Origin of the sequence: Paraburkholderia rhizosphaerae, from assembly GCF_004366595.1 — a bacterium.
Taxonomy (GTDB): domain Bacteria; phylum Pseudomonadota; class Gammaproteobacteria; order Burkholderiales; family Burkholderiaceae; genus Paraburkholderia; species Paraburkholderia rhizosphaerae.
Window position 1 is genome coordinate 15,959 of sequence record NZ_SORE01000036.1, and the last position, 17,678, is coordinate 33,636.

Here is a 17,678-nt window from a genome sequence, read left to right on the forward strand (position 1 = left end):
CGTCTCCTTGAGGTTGTTCTGTGGCTCCGCCGTCGTTCCGTTGTGCCATTGCGCGCCCGCATCGTTCAGATGGACGGGTCTCCTCGCGCGAATACATGGACGCATGCGCGCCCCTCAGCGCCTTTTCAGCGCTTATTCGTTGCTTATTCATCGCCCGTTCAGGCGGGGTGTTTCTCCGTCTGCACCGGCCTGATGCCGCTGGCAGCGGAACCTTCCAGCAACGCGCGAAGCGATTCGCTAATGCTGCGCAGGATCAGGAAGCACGAACAGGCACCCGCATCGAGCACACCGATCGAGCGATCGCCAAGACGGCTGGCACGGCCGACACGCGCGCGCAGTTCGCGCGTGGAGTTCATGCCGGCCTCGGCGGCCACCGTCATCGCATCGAGGCACTCGCGGAACGAACGGTTGTCGTTGAGTGCCGCATCGTATGCGGCACGCGCCGGCTCAAGCGTGTCGATCAGCGTCTTGTCGCCCACTTTCGCGTCGCCGATCGCCTGAACCGCGTCGATGCCGGCCGACAACGCGCGATAGAACAGGTGCTTGTCGAGCAGCGCGTGCCCTTCGAGCACGCTGCCCATATCGAGGAAGAACGAGCCATAAAGCGGGCCCATCGAACCGCCGATGCCGCCCATCAGCGCATCGGACAGATCGGCAAGTGCGACGGGCAGTGGCGGCGGCGCCGCGCGTTTGGCGAGGCGTTCGCCGCACTGCGAGAAGCCCTTGCTCATGTTGATGCCGTGATCGCCGTCGCCGATCGCCCCGTCGATTTCGCTCAGATAAGTACGGTTCGTATTGATCACGCCGATCAGATTGGCCACCACGATGCCTGCGGTGGTCATGTCGATAGTGTCAGTCACGCTGCGTCTCCGACGGTAATGCCGATGCTTCGGCACGGATGGTGAAGCGCACGCGAAAGCCGCTCGTCGAGCCGCGTCAGCGTGACAGTCACGCCCATCATCTCGAGAGATGTGAAAAGGTTGCCGACGCGCGAAAAGCCGATTTCGATGCCGGCCTCCCGAAGACAGTCGGCCACCTCGCCGTACAGGATGTACTGCTCCATCAGAGGCGTCGCACCCAGCCCCGAGACCAGCAACGCAACCTTGTCGCCGCGCGCGAAAGGCAGATCGGGCAGCAGCGTATCGAGCATCCGCTTCGCCATATCCTTCGCCGGCACGGTACGCTGCACTTCGATTCCCGGCTCGCCGTGATGGCCGATGCCGACTTCCATGTCGCCGTCCTTGATCGTGAAGTTGGCCTTGCCCACCGCCGGAATCGTGCACGCCGACAGACCGATGCCGATCGAGCGTGTCGATTCGATCGCATGGCGCGCGGCCGACACCACTTCGTCGAGCGATGCGCCTTGAGCGGCGCAAGCGCCCGCGACCTTCCACATGACGATCTCGCCGGCCACGCCGCGGCGTTTGGCGATTTCCTCCGGCGGCGCCGATGCCGCGTCGTCGTTGGCGACGACCGGCACCACGCGGATACCATCGCGCTCGGCCATGCGCATCGCCATCTTCACGTTCATGTTGTCGCCGGCGTAGTTGCCGTACAGGCACGCCACACCCGCGCCGCCGTCGGCGGCCTTAAAGGCGTCGGCAAACGACTTCGCGGTTGGCGACGAAAATATCTCGCCGACCGCGACCGCATCGACGAGGTGCTCGCCCACGTAACCGATAAAGGCCGGTTCATGGCCCGACCCGCCTCCGGTGACGATTCCCACCCGACCCTTCTGACCGGCGTTGACATGCGAGACCACGCGCGGGTTGTCGGCCGCCGCGCGCAGTTCGGGGTGCGCGGCGAGAATGCCGCGCAGCATGTCCTCGACAACCAGATCCGGATTGTTGATGACGCGATTCATAAGCTTTCCTCGAACTCCCTGATTGCGTTTGTTGAGCGGATTGATTGAGCGGCATATTGAGCCGCTTGTTGCACGGCTTATTGCACGGCTCATTGAGCGGCTTATTGAGCGGTATATCCGCCATCGATCACGATGTTCTCGCCGTTCACCATCGCGGCCGCATCGCTCGCGAGATAGAGAATCAGCGCACCGATTTCGTCCGGACGCGCAAAACGGCCGGCCGGAATCTTCGCCTTCATCGCTTCGCCGACCGCGCCCGCCCACGCCTTGCGACCCAGTTCGGTTTCGACCACGGTCGGGGAGACCGCATTGACCGTGATGCCGTGCTTCGCCCACTCGAGCGCGAGCACTTTCGTCATGCCGACGATCGCGGCCTTGCTCGCGCAGTACGCGACATGACGCTCGAGCGCGATCACGCTCGCCTGCGACGCGAGATTCACAATGCGACCGTACCCGCGCCGGATCATCTCGCGCCCGGCCGCCTGCGCAAGCAGAAACGGCGCCTTCAGGTTGAGCGCCATGGTGCGGTCCCACGCGTCTTCGCTGAGGGTCTGCGCCGCCTCGAGCAGCGCCACCCCGGCATTATTGACAAGAATGTCAAGCTGACCGCACTGACCGGTGACGTCGCGCACCGCCGCCTCGGCAGCGCCGGGCACGACCAGATCGGCCACCACCGCGACGTGGCGTCCGGCGCTACCCGGCAGTGCCGCGGCGACCTCGCGCACGGCCGGGTTGATGTCGAGCAGCGCGAGCCTCGCGCCTGCCGCCGCGAGGCTTTCGGCGGCCGCGAGGCCGATGCCGCTCGCCGCGCCGGTAACGAGCGCCACGCGGCCGCTCAGATCGAAAAGGTTGCCTGCTTGCTGCGCCATGGGTCCACTCCGGTCGGTGACGTGCTGTTTACTGTTGCGAGACTTCGCGAACCTTCTTGAGAATGGCGTCCGCGTTCGCTTCGGTGACCTGCGTCCACGGCACCGTGTACTCCTTGGCGGTGCCGCCGTTCCACGGCATCTTTGCGCCGTACTCGGTCCAGATTTCCGATTGCGGCTGGTACGACGGGCCGACCACCGCACGCATCGCGAGGTCGAGCGCACCTTGCGATTGCGCCTTCGCATCCTAGAAGAACGTCGTCATTTCGCCGCGTTTGGCGGCCTGGATGCCATCGGCAATGCCGTCGATGCCGGCCACCGGAATCTTCTTCGGGTCGAGCCCCTTGGACTTCATCGCCTGGATCGCGCCGAGCGCTTCCTCGTCGTTCTCGGCGATGACGCCGTTGATCTGCCCAGGATGCGAAGTCAGCCAGTCCTCGACCAGCGCAAGCGCTTCGGCGCGCGACCAGTTGGCGGTCTTGTTTTCCAGCACCTTCACATCCTTGTGCTGGGCGAGCACCTCGGCAATGCCTTTCGAGCGGTCGATCTGCGCGGACTGGCCGATCGGCCCCTCGATGATCACGACGTTGCCCTTGCCGCCGATCGCCTTGACGATCGCCTCAGCCTCGAGCCGGCCCGCGACGACGTCGTCGTTGCCGACATACGAAGTCAACTGGTTTCCGGAAACGTGCGTATTGGAGCCGATCACCGGGATATGCGCGGCCACCGCCTTCGCAACCGCAGCCGAGCCGGCATTCCGGTCGATCGGCGCGAAGATGATCGCGTCGTACTTCTGCGTGATCATCGTGTCGAACTGGTTGCTCTGCGTGAGCGCGTCGTAGTTGCCGTCGAACACGACGATCTGCACCGAGCCGTTCTTGACCGCCGGGTCCTGCTTGACGGCGTTGGTCCACATCTGCATGAACTCGGCTTTGAGTCCGTACGGCATGACGCCGATGCGCACCGGCTTGGCCGCTTGCGCAACGCTGATCGTCATCGAGGCGACGAGGGCCGCCAGTACTGCCTGATTCCGTAGCTTCATTGATCGTCTCCTGGGTTTGTTGTTAAGTCCGATCCTCGGTGGAGGTCACTGCTTCTTGCGCGATACATCGAGCAGAACGGCGCCGACGATGATCACGCCTTTCACAACCTGCTGGTAATAGGACGACACGCCCAGCAGATTCAAACCGTTGTTGATCACGCCGATCAGCAGCGCGCCGACCACCGTGCCGCCGAGCGAGCCCGAGCCGCCCGACAGGCTCGTGCCACCGATCACCACCGCGGCGATCGCGTCGAGCTCATACGACAGGCCAGCCTGCGGCAACGCCGACGTGGTGCGCGCGGCCAGCACGATGCCGGCAAGTCCGGCAAGCAGCCCGCCGATCACGTACACCGAAAAGATGATCTTGCCGGTCGAGATACCGCTCGTTTTCGCGCTCTTCACGTTGCCGCCGACCGCATACACGTAGCGGCCGTAGGTCGTGTAACGCAGCACGAACCAGAACAGCAGCACCACCAGCGCAAATACGATGACCGGCACCGGCACGCCGGCGAACGACCCGGTACCCGCGCGCAGGAAACCGTCGGGCAGATCGGCGATCGGCATCCCGTCGTTGTAGATGAAGGTGAGCCCACGCGCGACGCTGAGCATCCCGAGCGTCGCGACGAACGACGGCACCGCGAGCCGCGCGACGACGATGCCGTTGACCGCGCCGACTGCCGCGCCGACCAGCAGACCCGCCAGCAGCCCCAGCACGACGCCGTGAGGATGCGCGCCGGTCACGACGCTTGCGCTCACCATGCCGGCCAGTGCGAGTGTCGAGCCGACCGACAGATCGATGCCGCCGGTCAGCACGACGTAGGTCATGCCGACCGCAAGAATCCCGTTGATCGAGCTCTGCCTGAGGACGTCGGCGATGTTGCCCCACGTCAGGAAGTACTGGTTCGCGAAAGACAGCACGACGCACAGAAGCACCAGCACCGCGAGGATGCCGTAACGCCGGTAGAAGCGATGGATCTGCGCGGCGCGGCTCGGTTGCGCGGGAACGCTGATGGACGGTGAGAGTGGTGTATTCATGACGCGAGGTGCAGTAGGTCTTCCTGGCTGGAGAGATGGCCGTCGATCACGGAGACCAACTGCCCGGACTTGAAGATCGCGATGCGATCGCTGACGTCGAGTACTTCCTGCGCTTCCGACGACACGACGATCGCCGCGCCGCCCTGCGCGACGAAATCGTCGAGCAACTGATAGATCTCCCGCTTCGCGCCTTCGTCGATACCGCGCGTCGGCTCGTCGCACAGCAGGCAGACCGGGCTGGTCGACAGGCAGCGCGCCAGCACGACCTTCTGCTGGTTGCCGCCGCTCATCGACGAGACCGGCAGCGCGGCCGAAGCAGTCTTGATGCGCATGCGATCGATCATCGAGCGCACGAGCGCCTTGATCTTGCGCCCGTCGATCAGCGAAAAGCGCGACAGCGACGCATAGGCGGACAGCGAGATGTTGTCGCGCACCGATGACGACAGGATCAGGCCGGTTTCCTTGCGATCCTCGGTGACGAGCGCGAGACCGGCACGAATCGCCTTGCGCGGGCTGCCCGGCGCAAGCGAGCGCCCCTTGAATTTCACTTCGCCATCCTGCGCACGCGTGAGTCCGTACAGGCAGTTCAGATACTCGCTGCGGCCGGAGCCCATCAATCCGTAGATACCGAGCACTTCGCCGGCTTTGACCGACAGTGAAATATTCTCGAACTCCGAGGGACGTGACAGGCCAGTGCTTTCGAGGACGGTCTGCCCGGTGGGCCGGCGCTTTCTCTCGGTCTGGTTCAGCTTGCGGCCGACGATGGTGCTGACGAGATACGAGCGGTCGATTTCGGCAATCTTGCCGCTATCGACAAAGCGACCGTCGCGAAACACCGTATATCGATCTGCAATCCGGAATATTTCAGAAAGCCGGTGAGTCACGTAAATGATGCCGGTTCCCTGGGCCGTCACGCTGCGGATCGCGTCGAACAACACCTCGGTTTCCGATTCCCCGATCGCGGAGGTCGGCTCATCCATGATCATCACATCGCATTCGCGGCTAAACGCCTTGGCGATCTCGACGAGCTGGATTTGTGCAAGGCTCAGCGACTCGACTGTTGCGCGCGCATCGATCGCGAAGCCGAGCCGGTCGAGCAGTTGCTGCGCCTTGCGCGCGAGTGCGTTGAATTTGACCAGCACCCCTGCCCGGCGCGGCTCGCGTCCGAGGTAGAGGTTCTCCGCGACCGTCATGCCGCGGATCGGCGTGAGCTCCTGCGTGATGATGGCGATCCGGCTGGCGAGCGCATCGGCAGGCGACCGGAAATGAACCTCTCGCCCGTTGAGCAGAACCTTGCCGGCATCCCGCTCGATGATGCCCATGAGGATGCTCAGGAAAGTCGACTTGCCGGCGCCGTTGCCGCCGCACAGCGCGTGGACACTTCCGCGGTGCAAGCTCAAGCGACCGTCCGCGAGCGCGGGAACGCCGTCGAAAGACTTTTGCAGACCGCTCGCATCGAGCAGGAGATCGCTCACTTTCTCTCCACCATTTGCTCACCAATGAACAATTGATCAATCGAGCGCTATCGTAGAGGGCGAGGAAAAGGGTGTCAATCTTCCGTGCCCGATGGTAAACCCGCAGCGACGGTCGCGCCCAGTGGGCGTCTGCAGCCATGCGATCTTGGACGCCTGGCCGTCAGGCCACAGCGCCGACAAATCAGGCTAATCAAGTAAGGTTGTTTTTCGGCTTAAAGCAATGAGAATTTGATCCATAACGATCATATGATCGATGCGCGCAGCCCATTCACTGCTGACTGCCGACATATCAGCTTGTCATACTAGTCGGCAAATGCCGGGCACGCTTGCGGCAATGGCAATGTCATCGCATCGAGAAAATCGACGCATCGGTGTCGCGGTCTGGACGGGTTGCGCGGACACTCCGATCCACCGTATCCGGACCGGAAACGTGTCACATGGCGGAAAATCTCGTTGCAGCAGAAAGGAACTGTTTGATGGGAATCCGTTTGTTCACGCGGCACAAATGGAATTCATTTGAATGAAACTCTCGCTCGCATTATTGATAATGCGCTGCCGTCTATTCGACCGGGCTTTAAACGGAATACCGGTGCAGCGAAGACAGTAAATAGCTTCTTCGCGGATTTCCGGTAACGTCGGTTGCCGGAGCCATCATAGACATCCGTCATGCCCCTCATCGCAAAGAGCCGTTTAAAGCGGCCAAACCGGGTCTTGTGCAAAACATGACCTGTGAGAAACGCGATCGCGCTCGCGCGCCCTGCGAAGGTGGCCGCGCTGTCCGATTACTTCGCTGAGCATCTGTCCGAGCCGTCATGGCGATGGCCGAAGTAATGCGTGCGCCGAGTTGAACGGCGTGAACAATGCCTCCACGGACGTCGATGCCGCATTGCGCGACCAACCGCGGCTCCTCATTTTCTTGCGGACACTGGTCGTGTTTCGCTCCGAGGTCATTCACCCACCACTGGCGCTCGCCAGCACCCCTGCTGTGTCTTTTCTGCCCCGCGATGCGCCCATCACGAGCGGGCACGCGATCGCCCGGATGGGCAACAGGCGCAGCCGCCGCCGCGACGCAGCCTGTCGATTCAGGCTCGCTCTGCTGCCGCCTGTTCGGGATACCACGACGTAAACTTCACGGCCGCGTAGAGCGCCGCAATTGTCGCGATGACACCCGTCGAATGCGGCAATGCCGGGACGTAAGCCATCACGATGTCAGCAAGCACCAGGACGCCGAACACGACGGCCCACACCGTGCTGATGACATGGTTGACGCGCACGAATTGCGGGCTCTCCCAATGCTCGCGGTCGACGGCCTCGCGCGCGTACTGCAGCGTGAACGGCTGCCGCAACGCAATAGACGCCAGCACGATCAGCATCAACCCCGCATCGACGCGCAGGCGCACCGCGGCGATTGACCATTGCACATCGTTCGTGAACGCATAGACTGCGAGTGCGCCAAACAGCAGCGCCGTGCCAACCTCCAGCAGCTTGATGCGGCGGCCCGGCGTCACCAGATCGCGCACCAGAAGAGCAATTGCCAGGAGCGTGCCGACTGCGAGTCCCGGCTGTACACCGGCCAGATGCTCGACCACCGCGAAGGCGATAAACGGCGCAAACGCTAAAAGAAGTTTCATCTCCAACTCCAAAGTGTCCAGTCGTCCACACGCCAGTGTGAGTTATCTCGCCGCGATCTCGCTAACATGAAAACTGCTCGGTACACGGTGAGTAATTTCGACCGTTGCGAGCAGCCCGCCAACAGATGCAGCGCGTCGAACAACAACGGATCGCCACGCGAATACCTCCCGCGGAAAGGATGTTGATTTCGAAGGTTCCGACGGCCAATCAGTCTTCACGGCTATTAGCCTTCCAGAGCCGGATATTCCTCAACGTATTCTTCATTCCGGCACCCGTAGTACGTTACGGTGCGTTCCAGCAGGTCGACCTCGTAACGGACTACGCCCGCACGCCACGACGCCGCCAGAAACTCTGCAAATGAGCTCTCTCCTGCCTGATCGACCCGCAGAGCCGTCACAAGAGCCGGCTGGTCGAACTGCGGCACATCAACGGCACCCGACACAAGCGGTGCGCCCTGCACGACGACCGGCCCATCCTCCGTGAGGTAAAGGCTCTCGCACGCAGGCAGGAACCACACATTGCGCGTCACCCCAGCTCGCCGAAGGGTGTCGGCCAGGTAAGGAAATCCGCCCACTTTCGGGCGGTTGGTCAGCGCACGTTGCTGCGCAGCCTTCAGATTCTCTATCGCTTTGCTCACTGCCACTCCTCATCGTGGAAATGCTGCTGCGTTCGGTGTGGAAAGTGTCGTACCTCAATCCACGGGGATGTTGTGCATTTGATGGGTATCGGCCAGCTTCTTCAGCAACTTTCGAAGCGTAGCGCGTTCATTCGCACCCAGAGCGCCGAAAAAATGCTCATCGTTGCCGTCAGCGACGGTTGTTAGCTCCGGCAACGCCCGTTTTCCCTGTTGAGTCAGCGCAAGTAGTTGCACGCGGCTGTCTTCTTTACTCGTCGCCCGCGAAATCAATCCTTTGGATTGCAATTTGTCGAGCACTTTCGAGATGGCCCCGCGGGTCATGTCCATTGCGTCGGCGAGGCCAGCGGGAGTCGAAGCTGCCGCCTGCGAGATTTGATTCAGTGCGACCCATTCGGCGACCGACAAGCCGCGCTCCTGCAATTCTCGAGCGAACGCGCCGGATACGTGATTTGAAACGAGTCTCACCCAGTAGCCCAAATGCGTTTGGAGAACGGGCGCCGGTTGTATCGAAGTCGCACGCGGCACGGCAAATTTCCCTTCACATAATTACCATGGAAACTATTATGGTTTCCATGGAAACCATTGTCAAGAAAATCGGCATGGAATGGTGAAATCAGCCACCCGCGTGCGGAGCGATGGGTTGAAAAACGTTGCCAACGAAACAAGAGTAACGAACGAAAAATGCGGGGGCGTCACACCAGACAAGGCTACCGGAGCAGAACGCTACCCTGCCCTGCATACGGTTAGCAGAGTGCGGAAGCACGCATCGCTGAATGCATCTGGTCGGCAACGTCGCGCCAAAGCATGAAGTGCGTGTCGATCAGATTCTCGTCCATGTCGACATATTTCATGAATTTTTCGGCATCGTCCGCATGCTCGAGCTCTGTCGTCTTGTGCATCGTGGAATGAATGACCTTGCGCGGATCGGAGCAACTCAGAAAGAGCGCTTCCTGATGCACGAAGAATCGGGGAGCCAGCGATTCCACGACATACATCATGTGCAAACCGTCGCTGACGGAACGCACCGACTCTCTGATCGTATTCGCGAGTCTCTGATTCGCCGTTCCGCGGATCCAGTCTTCCCGTAGTGTCTTTTGTGCAAGTCCGGTGCATGCCTGCACCTGGGCGGCGAACAGGTCGTGATGCATACATTGCGGCTGGTCGCATCCGTGGCCCAGTTCGTCGACAGTCGGCGGGAACATGTGACGCAAGATCGCCTTGAGGCGTTTCTCTTCCGCGGTATTTGAACCCTCGAGTGCGAGCTTTCCGATCCGTTCGCAGACCGTGCTCGTGAGCGCCGGCAAGCCGACGATGAAATTCACCTGGATTGGCCAGAACACCAGTGCGTACTGCTTCAGTTGCTCCGGGTTGGCTTGGATTGTCGAAAATAGAGGAGACTGAAAAAAAAGCTCCATGGATGCGCGCTGATTCATAATGGTGCCTCGTTCGCTAGCCTGCGATGTGGATGGATTGCCAACAGGGTTCGAGTTGGCTATTCAAGGAAGAACACGCTGTCAAACACGACCTTGTCGCCAAACTTGATGAGCCCGGTTCTAAAAATCAGGTCGAGGTGATGGCTGCCGAGTTGGCCGCCACCAAGACCGAGGTGCAATCCCGGGTGGCGCTCCTCGAATCCGGCGTTGCGCCCGTACAGACCCTTGACACCCAGGTTCGTGCCGATGCCGAACTCCTGCACGTGGCGGTTGTTCGGATGAGCATTCAGGTATGCGTCAAAGTCCCTGCAAAACCCGAGGTCCGCGCATTCAAAGCCTGTGACGCGACTCTGGTCGATTTGAAGCGTAAGAAAGCGTTCATCGACGACCCCGTACTTTGACGCAAATGGAATGGTGCTCAGAAAGGTGCCGTCAAAAACGGCTGTTCCGCTGAGATCCCCGATATGTGTCGCGATTTCTCCGGGTACCAGATCGAGATTGCCCATGCCGTCGACGCTCGTCCAACGCTGGTTTCCGGAGAGCGTTCCGACAAGGCAATTAGCCAAGCCATCCTCGAAGCGCACTTCCGATGATGCATTCGCGACATCAATCAGACGGGCGTTGCGAGCGGCAATCTCGTGTAACGGCTCGGAAAAGGCCTCCTCCAGATGTATGCCATAGTCCTTGAACAAGACAGACTTTTTCCAGTGCCGGACAATGGCCGATCGAATGGGATCGAGAAACGCAGGGCCCTCAGGTTTCGGGCATGGCAGCGTGGACGAGGCGTAAAGCAAAATGAAGATATCCGAACCGTCAATGCGGTCAGTCAATATTCCGGCGTCGACGTGTTCCAGCGGCAGCATGTCCGGGACGAACGGCGATGGCAGATCGGCGAGGCTCGCAAACGCAGTTTCGCGGTTGAGATCGTCATAGCCGATCACCGTTCGGACCCGCTGTGCGTTCGCAACCTTCTCGCGAACCGCTGGGTGAAAGCCCAATGCGTGATGAAGATTTTTCATTGCCAGGATCCATGCGAGCATTCAGGTTGCCGTGAATGCTCGCTTTGGTTCTGCTAATCGAATTTAAACAGCCCAGAGCGCGGTACCAAAAGGTACGATGCTGTCGTCCTGCATCATTTCAACCGCTTCCGGGTGAGTAGCCTGATCGAACCATTCGGTCAGTTCAATTTGCGTTTCTTGCATGGCGTTTCCTTGAGAAGAGTTGGACACATATCGTCGTCGTGACTTGCAATACTGGCAGTCGACTGACCACCTGCCAGACCACGGACATCGACTCCCGTTTCAATATGAGGCGGGTTGGCGCAACGTCGGTCCTGCAGGGAAGATGCGCCGCATGTCGATGGTGAATCGTATCGAGTGTTAATGAGGCCAGAATGAGGCGGGGTTCGTGGGAATCGCCGCGAATACCTTGATTTTTGGCAACGGCTCGGCCGTCGGCCTCGAACGGGGTACGACTGGCCGAATGCAGCCGTAGCACCTGCGTTCGACTCGCTAGCCACTAGCCCAGCAGGGATTCGAGTGCTTTGGCATACGAACAGATTCACTTCCTGGCACGCCCGCGCGAGGATCTCAGCGATCGCCTGGGAGCGGCACATCTGTCTCTTGAGGGTTGAGGTCTATCCAGCAGCGCCTGGTCGTGAACCCAGTTGTCAGGCGAGATGCGAGTCCTGTCGGAGACGCCGTCGGTGTACTGGAAGTCGTTGCGGCGCTCGCCGCCGCCGATGAAAACGCACGCCAGTGAGCCATTTAAGGGGCCGCAGAATGGAGTCTCCCGCATAGTTGGACAGCGCGATTTAAACCTTGGCACTGTGCGAGCAGTCCGTTGGGCCATATGCGCCAAAGTGTGCGATACGTTCGCCTGCGCGAGGTCTGCAACCACACGCGCAGGGTGCTTGACGTCGGAGCCTACCAACCAGACGTTCGACTCCAACGCCAAACCGCACGGAGTGCGACTGCGTGCAATGTGAGCAAGGCTCCGGCGCGTGGAGACCGGAGTCAGTTTCGCGAGCCGCGGCGAACGGTCACGTTGCGATGACGTTTAAACGTTCAGCGATTCATCTGCGCCGCGGCCAGCCAGTCCAACAGCGCCTTGTGAAACGCCTGCGGATCCTGCAGCTGCGGTGCGTGGCCGAGCGTGGGGAATTCAACCAGCGTCGCGCGCGGAATCGCTTTCGCCGCCGCCTTGCCGAGTTCCGGGTAATGCCCCAGTTGCGCGCGCACGTCAGGCGGCGCGGCGTCCTTGCCGATCGCCGTGTTGTCCTTGTCGCCGATCATCAGCAGCGTCGGCACCTTCAATAGCCTCAGCTCGTAGTAGACCGGCTGTGTGTAAATCATGTCGTACAGCAGTGCGGAATTCCACGCGACCTGCTGCTTGCCGGGCCCGCGATACATGCCCGCCAGCATTTGCACCCATGGCTCGTATGCGTCGCTCCATTGGCCCGCGTAATAAGTCGCCTGCTCGTACCGGCGAATGCCGTCGGCGGTGGTCTTCAGTTCGCGCGCATACCACTGGTCGACCGACAGCGACGGCACGCCCTTCGCCTTCCAGTCCTCGAGGCCGATCGGGTCGACCAGCACCAGTTGCTCGGTCGCGTCCGGATACATCAATGCATAGCGGATCGCGAGCATGCCGCCGGTCGAATGGCCGATCATCGTCGCGCGTTCGACGCCCAGCGACTCGAGCAGCGCACGCGTGTTACGCGCGAGTTGCTGGAACGTGAACTGGTAGCGTTCCGGCTTGCTCGATTTGCAAAAGCCGATCTGGTCCGGTGCGATCACGCGATAGCCAGCGTCGCTGAGCTGATGAATCGTCGCGACCCATGTCGCGCCGCAAAAATTCTTGCCGTGCAGCAGCACCGCGGTGCGGCCGTTCGGATGGGCCGGTGCGACGTCCATGTAAGCCATATGCAACGGCTCGCCTTGCGATGTGAAGGTGAACTGGCGCACCGGGAACGGGTAATCGAAGCCTTCGAGTTCCGGGCCGTATGCGGGACCGGCATTGCCCGCGGCGGACGCACGGGTATCGGCGGTGCTGGCGGCGGCCCGGCTCATCGGACCGGCCCCCTGGGTGGTCGGGCTCGGTGCAACCGCGGCGCCCGTCGACGCCGCGCCCGCGCTTTGAGCCGCATCGGCGGCCGGCGCACCCGAAACCGCCAGCGCCAGCGCGGACACGGGGGCCAACAGCGCAGACGAAACCCGGCCAAACGACAGCCAAGACCCAATCGAAGCAAGGTAGCGCGAACTCATAGGCTTGTTTTTGATCAAGTGCAAGGTCATACGTGCCGCACATCGCAGTGTGCGGGGCAGCAATAACCCCGACTTGAATGGACGTAAATGGGAGCGGATGATTCTAGCTGGCGCAGACCGAACGTGCTGGTGGGTGCGCAACCTCGAGCAACGCGGCACGCGCCTTGCAACATCCGATGTGCGCCGCGCGTCGCACGCACCGTCCGAATCGATCCGGCGCAGTCCATCACGAACAACAACAAACAACAACAAGAGTCCGAAGCACGCTAGCTTGTCCGTCCGGGGTCCACTAACGACGCTGCATCGCTCCAGCAACCTGGAGCCAATGCACCATGGGAGGAGACACAGATGGATACGCCGGCAAGCCTGAACGATCTGCAACACACCACGCTCGCAATCGTGCTCGCGGGCGGCCGCGGCACCCGCCTCGGGCCGCTCACCAACAAGCGCGTCAAACCGGCCGTCCACTTCGGCGGCAAATACCGCATCATCGATTTCGCGCTGTCCAACTGCCTGAATTCAGGCATCCGCCGCATCGCCGTCGTCACCCAGTACAAGGCCCATTCGCTGCTGCGTCACGTGCAGCGCGGCTGGGGCTTCCTGCGCGGCGAGTTCAACGAGTTCATCGACCTGTGGCCCGCGCAGCAGCGCGTCGAGGGCGCGCACTGGTATCGCGGCACCGCCGACGCGGTGTTCCAGAACCTCGACATCATCCGTTCGATCGGGCCGAAGTACATCGTCGTGCTGGCGGGCGACCATATCTACAAGATGGACTACACGCGGATGGTGATGGACCACGTCGAAAGCGGCGCCGATTGCACGGTCGGCTGCATCGAGGTGCCGCGCATGGAGGCGGTCGCATTCGGCGTGATGGCGGTCGACGAACAGCGCCACGTGACAGGCTTCGTCGAAAAGCCGGCCGATCCACCGGCGATGCCGGGCCGCCCCGACATCGCGCTCGCCAGCATGGGCATCTACGTGTTCAGCGCGGACTACCTGTACCACCTGCTCGAGGAAAACATCACCAGCGTCGCGACCGATCACGACTTCGGCAAGGACATCATTCCGCGCGTCGTCACGTCGGGCCACGCGATCGCGCATCCTTTCAGCATGTCGTGCGTGTCGTCGCACCCGGACGTCGAACCGTACTGGCGCGATGTCGGCACGATCGACGCGTACTGGGCAGCGAACCTCGATCTCGCGTCGACAATCCCGACGCTCGACCTGTACGACCGCAACTGGCCGATCTGGACGCATCTCGAGCAGTTGCCGCCCGCCAAGTTCGTGCGCGATCTGAACGGGCTGCAGGGCTCGGCGACCAATCTGATCGTCTGTGCGGGCTGCGTGATCTCCGGCTCGCAGATTTCCCGTTCGGTGCTGTCGACTAATGTCGTCGTGAATTCGTTCTGTAACATCAATGAGGCAGTCTTATTGCCGCAGGTCTCGATCGGCGCCAGTTGCCGGTTGCGCAAGGTCGTGATCGACCGCGGCTGCCAGATTCCGGACGGCACGGTGATCGGCGAGGACCCGGCACGCGACGCCGAACGGTTCTACCGAACCGAGAGCGGCGTCGTGCTGGTGACGTCGGAGGCGCTGAAGCGTCAGGCTTCACGCTGAGTGGTACACGCGCGCGGGCGACGGCACGTAATGCGTGCCGTCTCGCGAGCGTGACAGCCCGCAGCCAGCCGTCCCGAGGCCACTTTGATGTGCCGCCGGCACCATCGCGCTGTAGCATCGCTTTACCCACGTTTTTGCTACGTTTATGCAGACGCTTGCCGGCCGCACGTCGCCCGTGAGCGGCGGCTGATCGAACCCGTACTGCGAGGACACGTCCATGACGATTCGCGCGCTGCACGTCGCCAGCGAGCTGTACCCTCTTCTGAAAACAGGCGGCCTCGCCGATGTCACCGGCGCGCTGCCGCCCGCGCTGATCGAACTCGGCGCCGACGTGCGCGTGCTGCTGCCGGGCTTTCCGTCGGTGCTCGCGGGGCTCGCGGACCTGAAGCCGGTCGCGCCGCTTGCGCGCGGCTTCGGCGCGCCACATGCGTCGCTCGAACAGGGCACGCTCGCCGCGTGTGGCGTGGTGGTCTACGTGGTTCGCGCCGACGCGTTCTACGAGCGCCCCGGCAACCCGTATCTCGATGTGCAGCACGTGCCGTACGGCGACAACGCGCAGCGTTTCGCGCTGCTCGGCTGGAGCGCCGCGCAGCTTGCACAACATATCGACCCCGCATGGGCGCCGCAAATCGTCCACGCGCACGACTGGCACGCGGGCCTCGCGCCCGCGTATCTGAAGGCGGCCGAACGCGAGCAGAACCGGCGGCTCGCGCGCAGCGTGTTCACCGTGCACAACCTCGCGTATCAGGGCATCTTTCCCGCGCAACAGTTCGGCATGCTCGGGCTGCCGCCGGACTTTTTCGGCATCAACGGCATCGAGTTCTATGGGCAGATGTCGTTCCTGAAGGCCGGCCTGTACTTCTCGGACCGGCTGACCACCGTCAGCCCGACCTATGCCCGCGAAATCCAGACGCTCGCGCAAGGCGGCGGCCTCGACGGGCTGCTGCGGCAGCGCACGCACGACCTGTCGGGGATCCTCAACGGTGTCGACTACGCGGTGTGGAAGCCGTCGACCGACACGCTGCTGCCCGCCCGCTATACCGAGACCCGCCTCGCCGGCAAACGCGTCTGCAAGACATCGCTGCAGGCGCGCTTCGGTCTGCCGCAGAAAAGCGACGTGCTGCTGTTCGGTGTCGTCAGCCGCCTGACCGAGCAGAAAGGCCTCGATCTGCTGCTCGCGTCGCTACCGGAGATCGTCAGACGCGGCGGCCAGCTGGTCGTGTTCGGCACCGGCGACCCGGCGCTCGAAACCGGCTTGCAGCGCGTGGCGCAAACCCATCCGGAGTCGGTTGCGGTCGAGCTCGGCTTCGACGAAACCCTCGCGCACGCGATCATCGCCGGTAGCGATGTGGTCGCGGTGCCGTCGCGTTTCGAGCCATGCGGGCTCACTCAGCTGTACGCGCTCGCGTATGGTTCGCTGCCGCTCGTGCATCGGGTCGGCGGGTTGGCCGACACGGTCGTCGACGCATCGCTCGAAAATCTCGCTGACGAAACCGCCACCGGCTTCGTGTTCGACCGCTTCGACCCGGAGTCGCTGGCCGCCGCGATCCGCCGCGCGTTTGCGCTGTATGCGCGGCGCAGCGAATGGAAGGCTGCGCAGCAGCGCGCGATGCGCGAAGATTTCGGTTGGGGCGCGTCGGCGGAACGCTATCTGGCGTTGTATCGCGAGCTCGTCTGAGCCACGCCGCGGCCCGCCGACCCGCACCGCGATGATGGTTCGGCGCAACAACCGGCCGCGCGGCCGGCCCGAACCCGCGCGCGGATCGTTGCACGGCACAAAAACTCATGTATTGTTCGTTCAGACACATTGCGTGCACGTAAGCCACACGATGCACAGCCAATGTGCATAGACAGTGGGCACATCGGGCGGCAGGCCCGACCCATCGACGCAACCAGCGAACCACTCGCGAGAAAACAATGCGCATGTCCCCGCGCCGTTCGTCATGAAAAACGTTCTGAGCATCCAGTCGCACGTCGTCTTCGGGCACGCGGGCAATAGCGCCGCGGAATTCCCGATGCGGCGTCTGGGCGTCAACGTGTGGCCGCTCAATACGGTGCAATTCTCGAATCACACGCAGTACGGCCATTGGGCCGGCAGCGCGATCGACGCGAAGCAGATGCAGGAACTCGTCGAAGGCATCGGCGCAATCGGCATGCTGCCGCGTTGCGACGCGGTGCTGTCCGGCTACCTCGGCACGCCCGAGCAGGCACAGGCGGTGATCGAAATCGTCCGCGCGGTGAAGGCGGTGAACCCGCATGCCCGCTATTTCTGCGACCCGGTGATGGGCACCGCGACCGGCTGCCGCGTCGAGCCCGGCATCCAGGAGTTTCTCGTCAAATCGATGCCGGAAGTCTGCGACGCGATCATGCCGAATCACAGCGAGCTGCAACGCCTCGTCGGACGCATGATCGAGACCGTCGAGGAAGCGGTTACCGCGTGCCGCGAGGTAATGCAGCGCGGACCGAAGCTCGTGCTCGTCAAGCATCTGCTCGATCGCAACAGTCCAGCGGACCGCTTCAACATGCTGGTCGTCACCGAGCGCGAAAGCTGGGTCGGGCAGCGTCCGCTGTATCCGTTCGCGCGACAGCCGGTCGGCGTCGGCGACCTGACCAGCGCGGTGTTCGTCGCGCGCACGCTGCTCGGCGACCCGCTACGCGCGGCGTTCGAGCATACGCTCGCCGCGGTCAACGGCGTGATGCGCGCGACCTACGACGCGGGCCGCTACGAGCTCGAATTGATCGCCGCGCAGAATGATATCGCGCACCCGCGCGAGTGGTTCGATGCGTGGGTGGTCGAATCGGCCTGATATT

At 62.4% G+C, this 17,678-nt stretch carries 14 protein-coding genes and 3 pseudogenes; 4 read left to right on the forward strand and 13 right to left on the reverse strand.

Translation table 11 applies throughout. The features are described from left to right. Nucleotides 1-158 precede the first annotated feature (158 nt). The 6 genes and pseudogenes from dhaL to BX592_RS30575 form a co-directional block, all read right to left on the reverse strand. Nucleotides 159-842, reverse strand: coding sequence for a dihydroxyacetone kinase subunit DhaL (dhaL, locus tag BX592_RS30550; protein WP_134197061.1), 684 nt, complete (start codon nucleotides 840-842; stop codon nucleotides 159-161). A 14-nt stretch (nucleotides 843-856) separates the two neighbouring features. Further along, complete coding sequence (locus BX592_RS30555) at nucleotides 857-1,864, reverse strand: dihydroxyacetone kinase subunit DhaK (protein ID WP_134197029.1); 1,008 nt, start codon at nucleotides 1,862-1,864, stop codon at nucleotides 857-859. 101 nt (nucleotides 1,865-1,965) lie between these two features. Then, a complete protein-coding gene (locus tag BX592_RS30560) occupies nucleotides 1,966-2,733 on the reverse strand; it encodes a GolD/DthD family dehydrogenase (RefSeq protein WP_134197030.1) in 768 nt (255 codons plus the stop codon). 28 nt (nucleotides 2,734-2,761) lie between these two features. Further along, nucleotides 2,762-3,772: pseudogene (locus tag BX592_RS30565) on the reverse strand (substrate-binding domain-containing protein). 45 nt (nucleotides 3,773-3,817) lie between these two features. Further along, nucleotides 3,818-4,807 (reverse strand): ABC transporter permease, encoded by a 990-nt coding sequence (locus BX592_RS30570; RefSeq protein WP_134197031.1) that lies wholly within the window; start codon nucleotides 4,805-4,807, stop codon nucleotides 3,818-3,820. Continuing rightward, a complete protein-coding gene (locus BX592_RS30575) occupies nucleotides 4,804-6,282 on the reverse strand; it encodes a sugar ABC transporter ATP-binding protein (RefSeq protein WP_134197032.1) in 1,479 nt (492 codons plus the stop codon). Before BX592_RS30575 ends, BX592_RS30570 begins: the two co-directional genes overlap by 4 nt. Before the next feature lie 744 nt (nucleotides 6,283-7,026). On the opposite strand from BX592_RS30575, the pseudogene BX592_RS30580 reads away from it, so the two are divergent. After that, nucleotides 7,027-7,113, forward strand: a pseudogene (locus BX592_RS30580) (LysR family transcriptional regulator); the annotation flags it as partial. Between the two features lie 97 nt (nucleotides 7,114-7,210). On the opposite strand, the pseudogene BX592_RS35320 reads toward BX592_RS30580, so the two are convergent. The 7 genes and pseudogenes from BX592_RS35320 to BX592_RS30615 all read right to left on the reverse strand — a co-directional run. Beyond that, nucleotides 7,211-7,280: pseudogene (locus BX592_RS35320) on the reverse strand (LysR family transcriptional regulator); the annotation flags it as partial. A gap of 84 nt (nucleotides 7,281-7,364) precedes the next feature. Beyond that, entirely contained in the window at nucleotides 7,365-7,913 is a 549-nt protein-coding gene (locus tag BX592_RS30585) for a hypothetical protein (RefSeq protein ID WP_134197033.1), read from the reverse strand. Nucleotides 7,914-8,137: 224 nt separating this feature from the next. Then, nucleotides 8,138-8,551: a DUF1398 domain-containing protein gene (locus tag BX592_RS30590; RefSeq protein ID WP_134197034.1), complete on the reverse strand. Its 414-nt coding sequence runs from the start codon at nucleotides 8,549-8,551 to the stop codon at nucleotides 8,138-8,140. A gap of 54 nt (nucleotides 8,552-8,605) precedes the next feature. Then, complete coding sequence (locus BX592_RS30595) at nucleotides 8,606-8,956, reverse strand: MarR family winged helix-turn-helix transcriptional regulator (RefSeq protein ID WP_243849809.1); 351 nt, start codon at nucleotides 8,954-8,956, stop codon at nucleotides 8,606-8,608. 338 nt (nucleotides 8,957-9,294) lie between these two features. After that, a complete protein-coding gene (locus BX592_RS30600) occupies nucleotides 9,295-9,966 on the reverse strand; it encodes a hypothetical protein (RefSeq protein WP_134197036.1) in 672 nt (223 codons plus the stop codon). A 77-nt stretch (nucleotides 9,967-10,043) separates the two neighbouring features. Beyond that, nucleotides 10,044-11,003 carry a CgnE/CgnB domain-containing protein gene (locus tag BX592_RS30605; RefSeq protein ID WP_134197037.1) on the reverse strand — a complete coding sequence of 320 codons (960 nt, stop codon included), beginning with the start codon at nucleotides 11,001-11,003 and terminating at the stop codon, nucleotides 10,044-10,046. Nucleotides 11,004-12,050: 1,047 nt separating this feature from the next. Further along, nucleotides 12,051-13,055, reverse strand: coding sequence for an alpha/beta fold hydrolase (locus BX592_RS30615; RefSeq protein WP_377681679.1), 1,005 nt, complete (start codon nucleotides 13,053-13,055; stop codon nucleotides 12,051-12,053). A 543-nt stretch (nucleotides 13,056-13,598) separates the two neighbouring features. Between BX592_RS30615 and glgC the strand changes: the two genes are divergently transcribed. The 3 genes from glgC (at nucleotide 13,599) to pdxY (ending at nucleotide 17,674) form a co-directional block, all read left to right on the forward strand. Continuing rightward, nucleotides 13,599-14,867, forward strand: a complete 1,269-nt coding sequence (gene glgC / locus BX592_RS30620; RefSeq protein WP_134197040.1) for a glucose-1-phosphate adenylyltransferase — start codon at nucleotides 13,599-13,601, stop codon at nucleotides 14,865-14,867. 217 nt (nucleotides 14,868-15,084) lie between these two features. Beyond that, nucleotides 15,085-16,545: a glycogen synthase GlgA gene (glgA, locus tag BX592_RS30625; protein WP_134197041.1), complete on the forward strand. Its 1,461-nt coding sequence runs from the start codon at nucleotides 15,085-15,087 to the stop codon at nucleotides 16,543-16,545. Nucleotides 16,546-16,810: 265 nt separating this feature from the next. Next, on the forward strand, nucleotides 16,811-17,674 hold the full coding sequence (gene pdxY, locus BX592_RS30630; protein ID WP_134197042.1) for a pyridoxal kinase PdxY: 864 nt from the start codon (nucleotides 16,811-16,813) through the stop codon (nucleotides 17,672-17,674). Nucleotides 17,675-17,678: the final 4 nt, after the last annotated feature.